Source organism: Microbacterium sp. SGAir0570 (genome assembly GCF_005491085.2).
In the GTDB taxonomy this organism is placed as follows: Bacteria; Actinomycetota; Actinomycetes; order Actinomycetales; family Microbacteriaceae; genus Microbacterium; species Microbacterium arborescens.
In genome coordinates, this window is record NZ_CP027929.1 from 692,196 (window position 1) to 709,767 (window position 17,572).

Genomic DNA, 17,572 nt, shown 5'->3' on the forward strand with positions numbered 1-17,572 from the left:
ATGGCAACGGATGACACGACCTACCGCTGGGTGAAGGACGGGGCGCTCGGCCCGGGACGGATGCGCTACGGCGCCGACTACAACCCGGAGCAGTGGCCGCGCGAGGTGTGGGACGAGGACGTCCGGCTCATGCGCGAGGCCGGGGTCAACATCGTCTCGCTCGGGATCTTCTCGTGGGCGCTGCTCGAGCCGCGTCCCGGCGAATGGGATTTCGGATGGCTCGACGAGGTCATCGATCTGCTCCACGCCAACGGCATCGACGTCGACCTCGCCACGGCGACCGCGTCGCCGCCGCCGTGGCTCGCGAAGCGGCATCCCGAGATCCTGCCGCAGACGATCGACGGAACGACCCTCTGGCCGGGGTCACGCCAGCACTGGCGGCCGACGTCGCCGGTCTTCCGCGAGTACGCGCTGCGGCTGACCCGCGCCCTGGCCGAGCGCTACGCCGACCACCCCGCCCTCGTCGCCTGGCACATCTCGAACGAGCTCGGCTGCCACAACCTGTACGACTTCTCGGATGACGCCGCCCGGGCCTTCCGGGTGTGGCTAGAGGAGCGCTACACGACCCTCGACGCGCTCAACGAGGCCTGGGGCACGGCGTTCTGGTCGCAGCACTACGAGGAATGGGACGAGATCCTGCCTCCGCGCGCCGCGCCGACGCAGCGCAACCCCGGACAGCAGCTCGACTTCGAGCGCTTCTCGTCGGATGCCGTTCGCGACCACCTCCGTGCCGAGAACGCGGTGCTCGCCGAAGTGACCCCCGGCATCCCGCGCACGACGAACTTCATGGTCGCCCAGAACGTCCGCGACATCGACTACCCCTCGTGGGTCGGCGACGTCGACTTCGTCTCGAACGACCACTACCTGCGCCCGGGCGAGCTCGGGCGCGACGACCTGTCGTTCTGGTCGAACCTCACCGGCAACATCGCCGGCGGCCGGCCGTGGTTCCTCATGGAGCACGCGCCGAGCGCGGTGAACTGGCGCGCCGTGAATCCGCCCAAGCGCCCCGGCGAGCTCGTCCGCGACGCCCTCACCCATGTCGGGCACGGGGCCGACGCGGTCTGCTACTTCCAGTGGCGGCAGTCCCGTGCCGGGGGCGAGCGCTACCACTCCGGCATGGTTCCGCACGCCGGCGCCGACAGTCGGGTGTTCCGTGATGTCGTCGACCTCGGTTCGCAGCTGCGCGACCTCGCACCCGTGACCGGCAGTCGGCGCGAGCGGGCTCGTGTGGCGCTGGTGTTCGATTACGAGTCGTGGTGGGTCAGCGGCCGCGACTCGCACCCCGCCGAGTCGCCCGCCTATGACGACGAGACACTGCTGTGGTACCGGGCGCTCCTCGACCTCGGCGTCCGCGTCGACGTCGTGCCCGTCGCCGCCGACCTCGCCGACTACGAGGTGGTCGTCGCGCCGATGCTCCACGTCGTCCCGGCGGCGCTGCGCGAGCGCCTGACCGCTTTCGTTGCCGGCGGTGGTCACCTCGTGACGACCTACTTCTCGGGCGTGGTCGACGAGAACGACCGGGTGTGGCTCGGCGGTTACCCGGGCGCGCTGCGCGACCTGCTCGGCATCACGATCGAGGAGTTCGTGCCGATGCTGCCGGGGGAGACGGCATCCCTCGCATCCGGCACGGTCGTCCGCGACTGGAGCGAGCGCATCGCTCGCGTCGAACCGGATGTCGAGGTGCTCGACTTTTACGCGGGCGGCGATCTCGACGGCGCCCCGGCCATCACTCGGCGCCGCAGCGCCCACGAAAGCGGCGGCAGCGCGACGTACGTGTCGGCTGCGATCGGTCGGCCCGGTGCGGCGGACGTCATGCGGCGCCTGGCCGGCGACATCCCGGCGCTCGCGGCAGACGCCCTCGCGGCCGACGGCGACGTCGACGTGATCGTCCGTCGCCACGAGGCCGGACGTTACGTGTTCCTCGCGAACCGCACCGACGACGAGGTGGTCGTGGCCGCAGCGGGTGACCTGCTCGCGGGCGCCGCCGAGCGCGGTTCCGCGGATGCCGTGACGATCGCTCCCCGCGGGGTCGCCGTGCTCGCGCAGGAGGGCTGACCCGCGCGACAATGACCGCATGACCGACACGGACGGCACGCTGGCGTGGCTTCTGGACACCGACCCGTCGCTGCGCTGGCAGGTGGAGCGCGACCTCGCCGGCGCTCCGCCGTCGGTGTGGCAGGCCACGCGCGCCCGCGTCGCGACCGAGGGCAACGGGGCGCGCCTCCTGCGGGAGCAGGGCGACGACGGCCAGTGGGAGGGCGGAGCCTACTTCCCCGCGGGGTTCTTCGACAGCCCGGAGGCCCGCGCGCCGGGTCAGCCCTGGACGGCGACCACCTGGACCCTGAAGGATCTGCGCGAGTGGGGTCTGGATGCCGCCGTCCTCGGCGACACCGCGGAACGGCTCCGGCGCAACAGCCGGTGGGAGTACGACGACCTGCCGTACTGGGACGGCGAGATCGACGTGTGCATCAACTCGTACACGCTCGCGACGGGCGCCTGGCTCGGCGTCGACGTGAGCGGACTGGCGCGGTGGTTCCGCGATCATCAGCTGACCGACGGCGGGTGGAACTGCGAGGCGGAGGAGGGCCGGTCGACCCGCGGGTCGTTCCACTCGACGCTCAACGCCCTGCGCGGCATGCTCGCGTGGGAGCAGATCACCGGCGACACGGCCCTCCGTGAGAGCCGCCACCGCGGTGAGGAGTACCTGCTGTCGCGGCGGCTGGCCTTCCGCGCCTCGACCGGCGAGCCCGTGGGCGACTTCGTGACGGAGTTCGTCTATCCCGACCGCCACCGCTACAGCGTCCTCGCAGCCCTCGACCACTTCCGCGCCGCCGCGCTCCTCGAGGGCGTCGCGCCCGACCCACGGCTGGCGCAGGCCGTCGACATGGTTCGGAATGCTCGCTCCGCCGACGGCACATGGCATCAGGGGACGCCGCTGGCGGGACGCGTCTGGTTCGACATCGATGTCGCCCGGGGTGAGCCGTCGCCCTGGCTGACGATGATCGCCCTGCGCGTGCTGCGGTGGTGGGATGCCGCCGTTCCGGCCTGACGCGGTCCTGTCAACGGCCTGTCGTCCGTCACGGATCGTCGCCGACGATGGCGGCAGACGAAAGGACTCGCCATGACGACAGACTCGCCCGCTTCCGACGCCCCGCTTCGCGTCGTCGCCCTCAACTGCACCCTGAAGCCCGCACCCGCTGAGTCGAGCACGCAGCTCATGCTGCAACAGGTGCTCGACGCCCTCGCCGAGCATGGTGCCGCGGGTACGCAGGTGCGTATCGCCGACCTGAACATCGCGCCCGGCGTCGAGACCGACATGGGGGAGGGCGACGAGTGGCCCTCCGTTCGTGAGCAGATCCTCGCCGCAGACATCCTGGTCGTCGGGACGCCCATCTGGATGGGGCACGCCTCGAGTCTCGCGCAGCGCGTCCTCGAGCGCCTGGACGCCGAACTCTCCGAGACGGACGATGCCGGTCGGCCGATCCTCTTCGACCGCGTCGCCGTGGTGGCCGTGGTCGGCAACGAGGACGGCGCGCACAAGGCCACCGCAGACCTGTTCCAGGGGCTGAACGATGTCGGGTTCACGATTCCCGCCCAGGGCGGTACGTACTGGAACGGCGAGGCGATGCAGACGGTCGATTTCAAGGATCTCGAGAAGACCCCCGACCCGGTCGCCTCGACGACGGCGACACTCGCCCGCAACGCGGCGCACCTCGCCCGCGTGCTGCGCGCGGCCCGCTACCCCGCGGAGTGAGCGCCGGTCATCCCCAGCCGCCGAGGTAGGCGGCGAGGTCCGGCTCGTCGGTGACGACGCGGATCGCCGCTGTCGTCACCGACGCCGTCGGGAAGAGATCGTCGCGGTGCCAGCGCTCGCTCCGGGTGCGGGCGCGCGTCGACGTCATCCGCACCAGTGGCTCGCCGTCGGGGGAGCGCAGCGTCACCTCGCCGAGCGCCTCGTCGCTCATCCGCGCCAGCGACGCGGCGAGGACGTCGGCGTCGGCGTCGACGCGAACCGGGCGCAGCAGCTCGACGACGACCCGGACCCGGTCGAAGGCGGCATCCGGCTCGGAGTCCTCGGCGAGGACTGCGGCGCGGTTCGAGGCGGGGCCGAGCGCCGCGAGGGTGCTGTCGAGGGCGAGGAACCGCTGCCCGGCGCTCGCGTGCGGCGGCGCGATGATCGCGATGTCGGGGTGGGTGGGCCGCAGGCCCCGGCCCGCGGATCCGGCGACGGGGATGAGGTCGCTCAGCCGGATGGTCTCGGCATTGCGGCGTGCGACAGCGCCTTCGTCGCGTCCGGCGGCATCCGGGCCGTCGTGCCAGGCGACGGCCGCGGGCACGTGGGCGAGCAGCGCGCCGCGCAGCCACGCGCGATAGGTCCACTCCCAGTCCTCCCCGCCGTACGACGTGAACGACTCGTCGAATCCGCCCGTCGCATCGAACAGCATCCGCGAGCACGCGATGACGGCCCCGATGACGTACCGGTAGCTGCGGTCGTCGGCGTGGAGGAGGTTCGCGGTCCGGCGATACTCCGCCGCGAGCCAGTCCGGCTCGGGCAGAGCCCTGGGCGCCGCCTCCTCGGCGAGCCGAGTGGCGTCGACGCCGCGCAGGTCGGCGTGCCGGCGGCGCCCGACCGTGACGCAGTCCGGCGCGAGTGCGGGCAGCCGGGTCAGCTCACGGATGAAGGCGGGTTCGGGTGCCGTATCGGCGTCGAGGAACACGAGCACGTCGCCGCGTGCCGCAGCCGCTCCGAGATTGCGGACGGCCGCGAGCCGGAACCCCCGGTCCTCGTGGTGGACGAGCTCGACCCCGTCCGGAACGGAGGGCGGCTCGGGCGAGCCGTCGTCGGCGACGATGATCTGCAGCAGCTCGGCCGGGTGATCCTGCGACCGCAGCGCGGCGAGCGTCCGCGCGAGCTGTTCGGGCTGGCGGTAGTGGGCGACGATGACCGACACGTGCGGCGGTTGTTCGGGCCACCGCCCGTCGAGGAGATCCCACCGGTTCGCCGGGAGCGGCATGCCGGCGGGGCTGTCTGCCGTCATCGCGGCATCCCGCGCCACCACGCGAGGTACGACCCGGCCGCGTCGGCGAGATCCGGATGCAGCGGGTGCCCCGGCACGAGGCGCGTCGAGGCCGGATCTTCCCAGGCGGCGGCGAGCATGCCGGTCAGCTCCGCCGGGTCGAACAGGGTCGCGGTGCCGGGTCGCAGACGGTCCATCTCGTCGCTGTAGCGCGAGCGGACGACCAGCGGGCGGCGGCCCGCCTCGATCCAGTCGAGCATCGACCGCGACGCCGACACGTGCTCGTGGGCGGCGACCGGGATGCCGGGTTCGCGCAGCCGCCGGGCGAAATCCTCGTCGCCGAGGAACCCGGTGATCTCGAAGCGACCGCCGAGATCGGCCGCCAGGCGTTCGAGTGCGGCGACATCGCCGTCATGGCCCGGCGACGCGGCGCCCAGCGCGCGGACGACCGCTTCGCCGACCGGCCGTCCCGACGCCCGCAGGGCGTCCACGGCGGCGGTCGCGGCGCGCACGGCGGGCTCGTGCCCCTTTCCGGGGTAGACGAAGCCGGCGATGAGCACGACGAGATCTGCCGAGGTGGTGGGTTCGCCGGTCTCGGGGGCGGCGGCGACGCGGGTTCCCAGCGGGATCACCCGGGGGCGCAGGTCGTCGCCCAGGTGCTCGGACACCAGCAGCCGTTCGTGATCGCTGTTGACGGCCACGGCGTCGGCCGCGGCGAAGAAGCGGCGATACGCGGCGACCCGGCGGTCGTACTTCGTGCCGTCGGAGGGCTGCGGCAGGTCGTGCAGCGTGAGCGTCAGCCGGCAGGCGCCGGCGAGCGTCTCGACCGCGTCTGCGGCGGCTTCGAGGCTCGTTCCGAGCAGGCGGTCCGTCGCGTGCAGGTGCACGCGCTCGCCGGGGGCGATCGCCGCCAGCGCGGCACCGAGGTCGGTCACCTCGACGGTGCGGAGGGCCGGGTCGAGCCGGTGGGCGGCCCGGGCGATGTCGGCACCGTAGTCGGTCACGCCGTGTCCGGCGGGGCCCCAGACCAGGCACAGGGGAGGGGGGTCGGCGGGCATCCGGTCATCGTTACCGGTCGCCTGTGGTTCGCGCAAGTGCGAGGCGCCGGCGTGTCCGCTCGGCTAGCGTCCGACTCGGGTCGCCCCTTCTCGGCGGCTCCAGCAAGGAGATTCGTGACCATCGTGACCGCGAGCGTGCCCCGGGACGAGATGTCCGGTGCACCCGACGTGCGCGTCGTGGCAGTGCCTGCGGGGCATCCGTACGTGCGGCGTGTGACGGATGCCGCGGGCATCGAGGTTCTGCCCGACCCGCCCGTGCCGGGCGCGGCCGAGGGCGTCTGGTGGCCTCCCGTGGCGCTCGACCCCGACTGGATCCGCCGCAACGCCGACGACGCCGACATCCTGCACGTCCACTTCGGCACCGAGTCTTTCCCCGCCGGTCACCTGACGGCGTGCGTCGAGGCAGCACACGCGGCGGGATGGGCCGTCGTGTTCACCGTGCACGACCTGACGCATCCGCAGCTGACCGACCAGAGCCCCTATGCCGCGCAGCTCGACGAGCTCGTACCGCGGGCCGACGCTCTCGTGACTCTGACCCCGGGAGCAGCCGCCGAGGTACGCGAGCGCTGGGGACGGGATGCGGCCGTGCTGCCGCACCCCGCGATCCTGCACGAGGGCGAGAGCCCGTCCATCGTGGCGGTGAGCGAGGACCTCCGGATCGGGATGCACCTGAAGGACCTGCGCCCCGGCACCGACGGGCCCACGAGCGCGCGGACGCTCATCGCCGCGGTCGAGCGGCTCCGAGACGAAGGCCATCACGCCGTCGCCGAGATCCGGATGCACCGGTCGGTCCGCGATCAGGGCGCCCGCGACGAGGTCCGTGCGGCCGTGGCCGGACACCCGTATGCGGTCCTCGTCGAGCAGGGCCGGTTGCCCGACGCCGCGTTGAACACCGCGCTCGGCGGGCTCGACGTGTGCGTGCTGCCCTACCGGTTCGGCAGCCACTCGGGGTGGCTCGAGCTGTGCTGGGACCTGGGGGTGCCCGTCGCCGTCCCCGACGTCGGCCACTTCGCCGATCAGCACGACGACGCCTCGACAGCGAGCTTCCGCCCGGGCGACATCGAGACGCTCACAGCGGCACTGCGCTCACTGCTGTCGTGCGACGACGCGGCACGGCCCGGGTCGATCGCGCGAGCCGAGCTGATGGAGCGGCGCCGCGCCCGTCGCCGGGAGCAGGATGCCTCGACGGCGGAGGCGCACGCCGCGCTGTACCGCCGGCTCCGCAGCGAGCGTGTCTCGTGACGGGGCGTTCGCTGCGCATCGCGGTGATCGCGCCGCTTCGGTTCCCGATCCGCAGGCCTCACGCCGGCGGGCTCGAAGCCGCCGTGTGGTCGGAGATCGAGGCTCTGCGCGCGCGAGGCCACGAGGTGACCGTCGTCGCGGTGACCGGGTCGGACCACGTCGAGCCCGGCAGCGTCTGGGAGATGCCCGAACTGGGCTGGGATGCCGACGCGGTGCGTACCGACAAGACGTACCCGCCCGCGTACGAGACGCTCAGCGTGCCGATGCTCCGGCGCGCGCTCGAGACCATCGGCGCGCGGGCCGCCGACTTCGACGTGATCTCGAACCATTGCCTGCACGCCCTCCCGCTGCAGCTCGCGCCGCAGCTGGGCGTGCCGATGGTCACGACCCTGCACACGCCGGTGGACGACGACTTCGTGCGCGCGCACCGCGCCGCCGCGGGCCGCGGCAGCGCGTTCCTCTCGGTCAGCGAGCACACCCGCCGGGAATGGCAGCACGCGGGGGTCGCCTCGACCCTGCTGGCCAACGGCGTGGACCCGCGCGTCTGGACCGGCGGCCCGGGCGGCGACGACCTCGTCTGGTTCGGCCGCATCGTCCCCGAGAAGGCCCCGCACCTGGCGGTAGCCGTCGCGCGGGCGCTGGGGCGACGCCTCACGATCGCGGGTCGCGTCGGCGATCGCGCGTACGCCGACGAGGTGCTCGGCCCGCTGCTCGGTGACGGCGTGACCGTCGTCGGTGAGCTCACGCCTCTCGAGCTCGCCGACCTCGTCGGCCGATCGGCGGTCGCGCTGGCCACTCCGGCGTGGGCGGAGCCGTTCGGACTCGTCGGGCCCGAGGCCCTCATGTGCGGGACCTCCGTGGTCGGCTTCGCCGTGGGCGGGGTGCCCGAGATCGCCGCGGCCAGCATCGGGATGCGGCTCGTGACCGCGGGGGACGTCGTCGCGATGGCGGATGCGGTCGAGGAGATGTGGGAGCAGGCTCACGATCCGCGCTTCCGCCGCGCGGTCCGCGCCCGCGCGGTCGAACGCTTCTCGCTCGATGCGCGCACGACGGCTCTCGAGGAGATCTTCGCGTCGCTGAGCTCGGAGGCCGCCCCCGCCGAGCTGCCGGCATGACCGGGCGCATCGGCTGGTACGTGCATCACCACGGCCAGGGGCACCTGACCCGGATGCGGGCGATCGCCCCCCACCTCGATGCCGACGTCGTCTGCTTCAGCTCGCTGCCCGTTCCCGCCGATCTGCCCGCGAACGTCTCCTGGGTCGAGCTCGCGCGCGACGATGAGCCCGCGCCCGCCATCCCCGCCGACGACCCGACGGCCGGCGGGATGCTGCACTGGGCCCCGCTGCGCCACGCCGGCCACCGCTCCCGGCTCGCGGTCATCGCGGCGGCGGTCGCGGCCGGCGACATCGAGGCGTTCGTCGTCGACGTCTCGGCCGAGGTCACGCTCTTCCTCCGGCTCCTCGGTGTGCCCGTGGTGATCATCACGCAGCCCGGTGACCGCATCGACGAGCCCCACCGGCTGGCCTTCCTGGCCGCGCGGCGGATCATCGCGCCGTGGCCGGAGGAGGCCTACGCGCCGGAGCACCTGACCGCCCTCGGCGATCGCGTCGCATTCGTCGGCGGGATCTCGCGGTTCGCCGGTCGTGACCGGCCCGCGCAGCCGCGCGGTGACGAGGTCGTCCTCCTCGGCGGTGGCGGCGGGGCCGACGTCTCCGCCGCCGACATCGCCGCCGCCGAGCGCGCGTCGAGACGCCCCTGGCGCGTGCTCGGCGCCGGTTCCGGAGCGTGGACCGCCGATCCCTGGGACGCGGTCACGACGGCATCCGTCGTCGTGTCGTGGTGCGGCCAGAACGCCGTCGCCGATCTCGCCGCCGCCGGTGCCCCGGCCGTCGTCATCCCGCAAGAGCGTCCCTTCGCCGAGCAGCGTGCGACGGCGTCGGCACTGGGGCGATCCGGGCTCGCCGTCGCCCTGACAGCCTGGCCGGAGCCCGAGCGCTGGCCTGAGCTGCTCGCATGCGCATCGGCGCGCGGCGGTGACGGGTGGGAGGCATGGCGCACCGATGGCGCCGCCCAGCGGGCAGCGGCCGTCATCCGTGCCGAGGCGGTCCCGGGAGGACGAGCATGAGCGACATCGCGATCGTGACGCTGTGCTCGGCGCCACGCCTGGCCCACCTGCGCAACCAGCTGCGCGCGACGGCCGGCACCCCGCGGGTGGTCGTCTGGATCGGCGACGACGACGCTCCCGCGCTCGACGCCGAGTCCGTCGTGCATGTTCCGCCGGGGCCCGCCGGTCTGCGGCTCGCAGCGGCCCGAAACGCGGGCGCGCGTGCGGCGGAGGCGCTGGGGGCACGCTTGCTCGTCTTCCTCGACGCCGACTGCATCCCGGGTCGCGATCTCGTCGAACGGTACCGCGACGCGGCGGCGCAGCACCCCGATGCGGTCCTGTGCGGACCGGTGACGTACCTCCCCGCGGGGGCCGCGCTCGATGCGGCATCCCTCCGCGCGGCCACCGCGCCCCACGCGGCGCGCCCGGCCCCGCCCCCGGGTGTCCTGCAGCGCGCCGCGGCGGAGGAGTATCCGCTGTTCTGGTCGCTGTCGTTCGCGACCACGCCGGCCGTGTGGCGGGCCATCGGCGGCTTCGACGAGCAGTACGAGGGATACGGGGGCGAAGACACCGACTTCGCGTTCTCACTTCGCCGGGCGTCGGTCCCGATGATCTGGGTGGGCGGCGCCGATGCCTATCACCAGCATCACGAGACCTCGTCACCGCCCTGGCAGCACCTCGACGACATCTTGCGCAACGGCCGCCGATTCGCGCGGAAGTGGGGCGAGTGGCCCATGACGGGGTGGCTCGAGGCCTTCGAGCGAGCCGGGGCCGTCGTCAGAGAGGACGACGGCTGGCGTCGAGCCTCGGCCTGACCGCACCGGCGAGGAGCTCGGTTGCGGCGGCGAGCAGGTCGCGGGCGACGGGATCGGGGGCGAAGTCCGCCACCTGTGCGCGGGCGTGCTCGGCGAGCGTCCGAGCCCACGCCGGATGCCGCACCGCGACGGTGATGGCTGCGGCGAGACGTTCCGGGTCGGCGGGCGGTACGGACTGGCAGTCCTGCCCGTCGGTGCAGAACTCGTCGAATCCGCTCCCGGAGGTGACCACCAGGGGAGTGCCGATCGTCTTGACCTCGAGGGCGACGTTGCCGAACCCCTCCCAGCGCGAGGGGCAGATGACGACGTCCGCGCGGGCGATGGCTCCGTAGATCTCGTCGCCCGGCACGTGCCCGAGCCAGATCACCCGGTCGCGCGCCGACGGAGGCAGCATCTCGAGGAGCGCGGAACGCGTCGGCTCGTAGCGGGCGTCGCCGCCAGCGCCGGCGAGCACGAGCCACGCACGCGGGACATCCTGGTGAACCCGTCCGAAGGCCGCGAACGCGTCCTCGACTCCCTTGCGGCGCTCGGACCGGCCGAGGAAGAGGACGATCGGTGCGTCGTCCTGGGGCCAGCCCGTCGGCACCTCGGGCCGCGCTGCCGCCGCGGCGACGGCATCGACGTCGATGCAGTTGCGCACGATGCGGGCCGGGGGCAGCCCGGGGTAGAGGTCGCTCGTGCGGTCGAGCATCGCGCGGGAGATGGCGATGAGGCCGGTCGACCGGTACAGCTGACGTCGCTCGGCGGCAGCCTGCCGTGCGCGCACGATCCGCTGCCCGATGGGCAGGTCGGCCGCCGCGAACCCGGAGACCTGGTCGGCGAGCCGGATGCCGGTCGCGAGGTTGGTCAGCAGCGGCGCCGTACGGGGAAGCGCCGCGGCCAGCCCGCCCCATTCGGGGGCGAAGACGACGTCATGACGGTGGGTACGGTATGCGCGTCGGATGCCGCCGTCGACCAGCCGGACGCCGGGGCCCGGGTCGTCGGACACGAGCTCCGCGCCCGTCTCGATCGCGAGGTCGACGGCGACCCCCTGGCGGGCGAGGGCCGGAAGGAGAGCGGCGTAGTGGCGGCCGATCCCGCCGGTGTACCCGGTGACTCCGGCGTACTCGGACGTCCCCACGAGCCAGCGGGTCTCGGCCTGCGACGTGAGCGCCCTGGTCATGACGCCTCGACAGGAAGGGTGCCGAGCGAGAGGCCGGTGATCGCGGCGGCCTCGGTGAGCATGGCCCGCACGCGCCGCGGATCCGTGCTGACCGGGTGCGACGACGCGAAGTCGAAACGCAGGGGGATCGAGCGCTCGAGCCACAGCGTGCTCCGCCCCTGTCCGTCGCCGTGCCTCCAGCTCACCGTGAACCCCTCACCTGCGCCGAGCTTCGCCGCGATCACGAGCTGAAGGTGCGCGAGCACGTCGTCGGGCATGGGGATGGCGATCAGGTCCGATCCGTATCGCAGCAGTCCCATCGCGGCCCTCGCCTCCCTCGTGCCACGACAGGGTGCATCACCCGTCCGCCGTTGTGAGTGGCCCTTGACGAGCTGGTGGAGCGCGAGCTAACGGCGGGGGTCAACCGTGCTTCGGTCGCAGGCGGCGTCGCAGGCCCCCGGCCAGGCGGCGCGCGGCGGCCGACAAGCGGCGCTGCCCGATGAGGATGCGCCGCCGGCGCCGCGCCGTCCGCAGGACGCTCGCCCAGCGGTGCCGGATACGGGCGTCGCTGTAGGCGGATGCCGTCGCGCGTGCGTTCCGCCGCATCGCGGCTCGCCGGGCGGGGTCGGCTTCTGCCGCGGCACGCACGGCACGGGCGAGCGCCTCGACGTCGCCGTCGGGGACGAGCCAGCCGTTCTCGCCGTCGCGGATGAGCTCGGCCGGTCCGTAGGCGATGTCGTACGCGATGGGGAGGCAGCCCGCGGCCATCGCTTCGAGCAGGACGAGCCCGAACGCCTCGGATCTGCTCGTGAGCAGAAGGACGCTCGCGGCGGCCATCGCCGTGGTCGGGTCGTCGGTGTGGCCGTGGAACCGGATCGCGTCGTCGTCCACGGCCAGGGCGGCGAGCTCGTCGGCACGAGATCCCGTGCCGTAGACGTCGAGCCGGACCTCGGGGCCGTCGCTGTCGCCGTCGTGGCCGTGGACGAGGCGCATCGCGGCGACGGCATCCTCCACGCGCTTGATGGGCTCCAGGCGCGCGATGACGACGGCTCCGGTGCGGTCGGACTCCGGCGGCAGAGCGGATGCGTCGACGGCGGAGACCGGGTGGGCGATGCTCGCGAGGAACGGGCGGGGGCCCACGATGTCACGGACGTCGGCGGCCTGGGCCTCGGTCGCGAAGGCGACGGCGTCGAAGTCGGCGAGCCGGGAGAACACCGCCTGGCGCGACGCCCGGACCGAGCCGGGCGTCGGGCCGCGGTGCGAGCCGTGCACGACGTGGACGGTGGTCACACGACGACGGCGGTAGCCCGCGGCGAAGGGGGCGACGGTCTTGCTGTCGACGATCAGGAACGCCTCGTCGTCTCCCACGAGGTGGTCGAGCCAGTCGGCGTAGAAGTCGTAGCGCCGGCGCCAGGCCCGGATCGGCCGGCCGTCGGCGTCGCGCGCGAGGAGGATGCGGCCGCGGGTTCCCACGCGCCGCTCCGAGAGCGCGATCGTGCCGTCGAGCCGGAGGTGGTCGACGTCGACCGGCTTGCCGTTCGCGCCCAGCCGCAGCCGGCGGAGGAGCACGCCGCCGGCTCCGTCGGAGATGACGCCGTCGTCCTCGGGGTCGAGCGGAGCCGGAGCGTCGGGCAGCCCCGAGCGGGCGGGGACCTCGTTCGAGCGCGGCCAGTCGTAGAGGTTGCGGATGGTCACCGAGGTGCCGGCACCGACTCCGGGGATCGGCGGCAGCGGGAGAGCGCGGTCGTCGAGGGTGAGGACGTCGACCGGTGTCCCCGCGTCGGCGAAGAGGCGGCTGCGGTCGAGCAGGGCGGTCGTCATGCCGCCGTAGGGGACGGCGATGCCCCAGGTCAGTGCGAGGTGTCGCCCGGGAGGGAGGTCAGAACCGGCCACGTCGTCGTCACCGCGGGCCGGGGCGCACGGATACGTCGGGGACGAGGGCGTCGCGCGGAAGGTCGAGCGCCGCGAGCGCGGTCGTCGCGACCGACTCCGGGTCGATGAAGGCCGCGGGGTCGTAGTCGCGCCCCTCCTGGCGGTGGACCTCCGCCTGCATCGGTGTGGCCGTCCGGCCCGGGTAGACCGTCGTCACGCGGACGCCGTTGGCGGATTCCTCGCCGCGGAGGGCGTCGGCGAGGGCCTTGAGCCCGTGCTTCGACGCGGCGTACGCGCTCCAGGAGGGGTGCGCGGTGAGGCCGGCGCCGGAGTTGACGAAGAGGATCTGACCGCGCGCGGTCCGCACCGCGGGCAGCGCGAGACGGGTGAGCTCCGCGGCGGCGATCAGGTTGACGGTCAGCTGATCGGTCCACGCGGCGACGGACAGGTCGGATACCGGGCCCAGCTCGACGACGCCCGCCCCGTGGATGACGGTGTCGATCGCCTCCGGCAGGCGATCCGCGAGCGCGCCGGCGAGCTCCGCGGGCTCGCGCAGGTCTGCAGCGACGCCGACGGCATTCGGGAAGAGGTCCGCGAGCTCGGCGGCACGGGCGTCGCTGCGGCCCAGCAGCACGAGCCGGTCACCGCGGTCGGCGAGCCGGCGCGCGATCGCGAGTCCGATGCCCGAGCCCGCGCCCGTGATGAGATGCGTCTGCGTCATGCTCCCATCGTCGCATCCGCGACCGTGCCCGTTGCGTCCGTTTGCACCCCGCAGCCGAACGTGCGACGATCTTCTCGGACATGTGACTGGTCATGCAGGCAGGATCCGAACGTACGTGCATCGCACGGCGGTCGGGTCCTTTTTTTATTGCCTCCGGCCGGGTCCGGAGCGGAGCCGCTCCGGCGGCACGGTCCGGGATTCCACAGGAGGAAAACGAAGATGACCACCACGAAGGACGCCGCCGGCGCGATCCTCGAGCACGTCGGCGGACCCGAGAACATCGCCGCCCTGCAGCACTGCTCGACGCGACTCCGCTTCAATCTCGTCGACGACGCCCGCGCCGACGAGGCGGCTCTCAAGGCGGTGCCCGGCGTCATCGGCGTCGTGCGCGGTCCGCAGACCCAGATCATCGTCGGGTCGAAGGTGGGCGATTACTTCGCCGAGATCGAGAAGCTGCGCGGCGGACGTGCGGCGGCTCGCGCCGCGGGCACGCCCCGGCAGAAGCTCACCTGGAAGCGCGCGGGCTCGGCGATCATGGACTTCGTCGTGGCGGTGTTCACCCCGATCATCCCGGCGATCGCCGGCGCGGGCATCTTCAAGTCGTTCCTGATCCTCGCTTCGGCGCTCGGGTGGATGCAGACCACCGATCCCAGCTACCAGGTGCTCTCCGCGATCCCCGATGCGGTGTTCTTCTTCCTGCCGCTGCTGGTGACCTACACCGCCGCGAAGAAACTCGGCGTCAACATCCCGCTGGCCCTCGGCATCGTCGGGCTCCTGGTGTTCCCGACGTTCTCGGGCCTGTTGACTCAGGAGGGCGGTGTCGCGCTGTTCGGGCTGCCGATCCCGGCGATCGCCTACAACGCGCAGGTGTTCCCGCCGATCCTCACGGTGCTGCTGCTGTGGCCCGTCGAGAAGCTCGCGACGAAGATCACCCCCGGGCCCATCCGCACGTTCTTCGTGCCGTTGCTGTGCTTCATCGTGGTCTCGCCGATCATGATCTTCGCTCTCGGGCCCCTCGGATACGGGCTCGGGTCGCTGCTGACCGGCGGGATGCTGTGGCTGTACGGCACGCTCGGCTGGGTCGCGATCGCGCTGCTGGCCGCCGTGCTCCCCTTCATCATCTCGGTGGGCATGCACAAGGCGTTCATCCCGCCCACGATCGCCACCGTCGCACAGCAGGGGCGTGACCCCTTCTACCTCGTGGCCTCGCTCGCCCACAACATCGCCGAGTCGGGCTCGAGCCTGGCCGTGGCCATCCGCACCCGCAACAAGACGCTGCGTGGCACGGCGATCTCGGCGGGCATCTCCGCGTTCTTCGGCATCACCGAGCCCGCGCTCTACGGTGTGACGCTCCAGAACCGCCGCGCGCTGTTCGCGGTGATCGCCGGCTCACTGACCGGCGGCGTCTACCTCGGCATCGCCGCCGTCGGCGCCTTCGCCCTCGTCAGCCCGGGGGCTGCGAGCATCTCGATGTTCATCGACGTGCTCAACCCGTGGAACCTCATCCATGCCGTCATCGGGGCGCTCGTCGCCTTCGCGACCGCTTTCGTCGTCTCGCTCGTCATCTGGAAGGACTCCGACTCGGGCACGATCCGCGCGCTCGACGCCCAGGCCGGCACGGCGGGCGACATCGCGGCCGAGCCCGTCGCCGACGGCCGGCTCGTCGCTCCCGTCGCCGGCGAGGTCGTCCCCCTCGACCGCGTCGACGATCCGGTGTTCGGCGGCGGCATCCTCGGCGACGGCGTCGCGATCCGCCCCAGCACCGGCGCCGTGTACGCACCGCTGTCGGGCGTCGTGTCGAGCCTGCTGCCGTCGAAGCACGCCTTCGGCATCACCGGTGACGACGGCGTCGAGATCCTCGTCCACGTGGGGCTCGACACCGTCAAGCTCGACGGTGCGCCCTTCGTCGCCCACGTCGCGCAGGGCGATCGCGTTGAACGCGGGCAGCTGGTCCTCGAGGCCGACCTCGAGGCGATCCACCTCGCCGGATTCGACACGATCACCCCCGTCGTCGTCCTCAACGGAGACGCGTTCGAGGTCGTCGAAGCCCTCACTGGGCCCGTCGAGGCGGGCACGGGAATCTTCACCGCACGCACCAAGGAGGCCGCTCATGGCACTGTCTGATTCGTTCCTGTGGGGCGGCGCGCTCGCCGCCAATCAAGCCGAGGGCGCGTGGCGCGAGGGCGGCCGAGGTCCGGCCGTCTCGGACATCGCGAAGTACCGTCCGAACGTCGACCCGCGCGAATACGCGATCCATCACGCGCACACGGTCGAGAGCATCACGGCCGCCATGGCCGATGACGACGAGACGTATTACCCCAAGCGCCGCGGCATCGACTTCTACCACCGGTATCCCGAGGATCTCGCGCTGTTCGCCGAGATGGGCTTCACGGTGCTGCGCGTGTCGATCGCGTGGACGCGGCTGTACCCGACGGGCGAGGAGACCGAGCCCAACGAGGAGGGCATCGCGTTCTACGAGGGGCTGTTCACCGAGATGCGGCGTCTCGGCATCGAACCGCTCGTCACGCTCTCGCACTACGACCCCCCTCTCGCCCTCGCCCTGAAGAACAACTGCTGGGTCGACCGCGGCACGATCGCCCTGTTCGAGCGGTTCGCCCGCACGTGCTTCGAGCGCTTCGGGCACCTCGTGAAGCTGTGGCTGTCGTTCAACGAGATCGACGGCATCGTGCGGCATCCGCTCACCTCGGGCGGCATCATCGAGGAGACCGTCGAGGGCAGCATCCTGCAGGCCTGCTACACCGCCCTCCACCACCAGTTCGTGGCCTCGGCCTCGGTGACGCGGATGCTGCACGAGATGTGGCCCGAGTCGCAGATGGGCTGCATGCTGACGATGCTGAAGACCTACCCGCTGACCTGTCACCCCGATGACATCGCCGCGACCCAGGCGAAGGACCGGCTGCTCTACCTCTGCACCGACGTCCAGGCCGGCGGCGCCTACCCCCGCCTGGCCCTCAACGCCCTCGCGCGACAGGGTGTCGAGATCGCGTTCGCCGAGGGGGATGCCGAGCTGCTGCGCGAGCACCCCGTCGACTTCATCTCGCTGTCGTACTACATGACCCTCGCCGAATCCGTCGACCCGGATGCCGAGCGGACGCCCGGCAACACGGTGCTCGGTGTCAAGAACCCCTACCTCGAGTCCAGTGAGTGGGGCTGGCAGATCGACCCGGTCGGGCTGCGGATCTCGCTCATCGATCTCTACGACCGCTACGGCAAGCCTCTGTTCATCGTCGAGAACGGGCTGGGCATGCGCGATGAGCTCACCCCCGACGGCCGCATCCACGACCCCTACCGCATCGACTACTTCCGGGCGCACTTCCGCGAGATGATCCGGGCGGTCGACGAGGGCGTCGAGCTGATGGGCTACACCAGCTGGGCACCGATCGACATCATCAGCGCGTCGTCGTCGCAGATCTCGAAGCGATACGGTTTCATTCACGTCGACCTCGACGACCTCGGTCGGGGCAGCGGTGAGCGTCGACGCAAGGATTCGTTCTGGTGGTACCAGCGGGTTATCGCCACGAACGGCGCAGATCTCGGGTGACCCTCCTGCTCCATGAGCGTGAGGCCGGGTCGATGAGGA

15 protein-coding genes are annotated in these 17,572 nt (G+C 72.4%); 9 read left to right on the forward strand and 6 right to left on the reverse strand.

All coding sequences use genetic code 11. The annotated features are described in order from the left end of the window. From C1N74_RS03145 to C1N74_RS03155, 3 genes are all read left to right on the forward strand, one after another. A complete protein-coding gene (locus C1N74_RS03145) occupies window positions 1-2,055 on the forward strand; it encodes a beta-galactosidase (protein ID WP_137749951.1) in 2,055 nt (684 codons plus the stop codon). A gap of 19 nt (window positions 2,056-2,074) precedes the next feature. Next, window positions 2,075-3,049, forward strand: a complete 975-nt coding sequence (locus C1N74_RS03150; RefSeq protein ID WP_114598010.1) for a squalene cyclase — start codon at window positions 2,075-2,077, stop codon at window positions 3,047-3,049. Between the two features lie 72 nt (window positions 3,050-3,121). Then, complete coding sequence (locus tag C1N74_RS03155; protein ID WP_114598009.1) at window positions 3,122-3,754, forward strand: flavodoxin family protein; 633 nt, start codon at window positions 3,122-3,124, stop codon at window positions 3,752-3,754. A 7-nt stretch (window positions 3,755-3,761) separates the two neighbouring features. On the opposite strand, the gene C1N74_RS03160 is transcribed toward C1N74_RS03155, so the two are convergent. Both C1N74_RS03160 and C1N74_RS03165 read right to left on the reverse strand, forming a co-directional pair. Continuing rightward, entirely contained in the window at window positions 3,762-5,039 is a 1,278-nt protein-coding gene (locus C1N74_RS03160) for a glycosyltransferase (protein WP_137749952.1), read from the reverse strand. Beyond that, on the reverse strand, window positions 5,036-6,076 hold the full coding sequence (locus tag C1N74_RS03165; RefSeq protein WP_137749953.1) for a glycosyltransferase family 4 protein: 1,041 nt from the start codon (window positions 6,074-6,076) through the stop codon (window positions 5,036-5,038). Before C1N74_RS03165 ends, C1N74_RS03160 begins: the two co-directional genes overlap by 4 nt. A 114-nt stretch (window positions 6,077-6,190) precedes the next feature. Between C1N74_RS03165 and C1N74_RS03170 the strand changes: the two genes are divergently transcribed. Genes C1N74_RS03170 through C1N74_RS03185 form a run of 4 tightly spaced genes read left to right on the forward strand, consistent with a single transcriptional unit; the run spans window position 6,191 to window position 10,237 of the window. Further along, complete coding sequence (locus C1N74_RS03170; protein ID WP_258317989.1) at window positions 6,191-7,318, forward strand: glycosyltransferase; 1,128 nt, start codon at window positions 6,191-6,193, stop codon at window positions 7,316-7,318. Further along, complete coding sequence (locus tag C1N74_RS03175) at window positions 7,315-8,433, forward strand: glycosyltransferase (RefSeq protein ID WP_137749954.1); 1,119 nt, start codon at window positions 7,315-7,317, stop codon at window positions 8,431-8,433. Before C1N74_RS03170 ends, C1N74_RS03175 begins: the two co-directional genes overlap by 4 nt. Continuing rightward, on the forward strand, window positions 8,430-9,443 hold the full coding sequence (locus C1N74_RS03180; protein ID WP_137749955.1) for a glycosyltransferase: 1,014 nt from the start codon (window positions 8,430-8,432) through the stop codon (window positions 9,441-9,443). The genes C1N74_RS03175 and C1N74_RS03180 overlap by 4 nt, the downstream gene beginning before the upstream one ends. Continuing rightward, window positions 9,440-10,237: a glycosyltransferase gene (locus tag C1N74_RS03185; RefSeq protein WP_088380420.1), complete on the forward strand. Its 798-nt coding sequence runs from the start codon at window positions 9,440-9,442 to the stop codon at window positions 10,235-10,237. The genes C1N74_RS03180 and C1N74_RS03185 overlap by 4 nt, the downstream gene beginning before the upstream one ends. Here the strand turns inward: C1N74_RS03185 and C1N74_RS03190 are convergent. The 4 genes from C1N74_RS03190 to C1N74_RS03205 form a co-directional block, all read right to left on the reverse strand. Then, the gene (locus C1N74_RS03190) at window positions 10,200-11,399 is read right to left on the reverse strand and encodes a glycosyltransferase family 4 protein (protein WP_137749956.1); all 1,200 of its coding nucleotides are present in this window, start codon (window positions 11,397-11,399) and stop codon (window positions 10,200-10,202) included. The genes C1N74_RS03185 and C1N74_RS03190 overlap by 38 nt on opposite strands. Further along, the gene (locus C1N74_RS03195; RefSeq protein WP_071918505.1) at window positions 11,396-11,698 is read right to left on the reverse strand and encodes a hypothetical protein; all 303 of its coding nucleotides are present in this window, start codon (window positions 11,696-11,698) and stop codon (window positions 11,396-11,398) included. The genes C1N74_RS03190 and C1N74_RS03195 overlap by 4 nt, the downstream gene beginning before the upstream one ends. Before the next feature lie 100 nt (window positions 11,699-11,798). Then, window positions 11,799-13,271, reverse strand: a complete 1,473-nt coding sequence (locus C1N74_RS03200; protein ID WP_137749957.1) for a glycosyltransferase — start codon at window positions 13,269-13,271, stop codon at window positions 11,799-11,801. 7 nt (window positions 13,272-13,278) lie between these two features. Next, window positions 13,279-13,971 carry an SDR family oxidoreductase gene (locus tag C1N74_RS03205; RefSeq protein WP_088380424.1) on the reverse strand — a complete coding sequence of 231 codons (693 nt, stop codon included), beginning with the start codon at window positions 13,969-13,971 and terminating at the stop codon, window positions 13,279-13,281. Between the two features lie 219 nt (window positions 13,972-14,190). Here C1N74_RS03205 and C1N74_RS03210 point away from each other — a divergent pair, with 219 nt between their 5' ends. Further along, window positions 14,191-16,095, forward strand: coding sequence for a beta-glucoside-specific PTS transporter subunit IIABC (locus C1N74_RS03210; RefSeq protein WP_137749958.1), 1,905 nt, complete (start codon window positions 14,191-14,193; stop codon window positions 16,093-16,095). Next, window positions 16,082-17,533, forward strand: coding sequence for a family 1 glycosylhydrolase (locus C1N74_RS03215; protein ID WP_137749959.1), 1,452 nt, complete (start codon window positions 16,082-16,084; stop codon window positions 17,531-17,533). The genes C1N74_RS03210 and C1N74_RS03215 overlap by 14 nt, the downstream gene beginning before the upstream one ends. Window positions 17,534-17,572 lie beyond the last annotated feature (39 nt).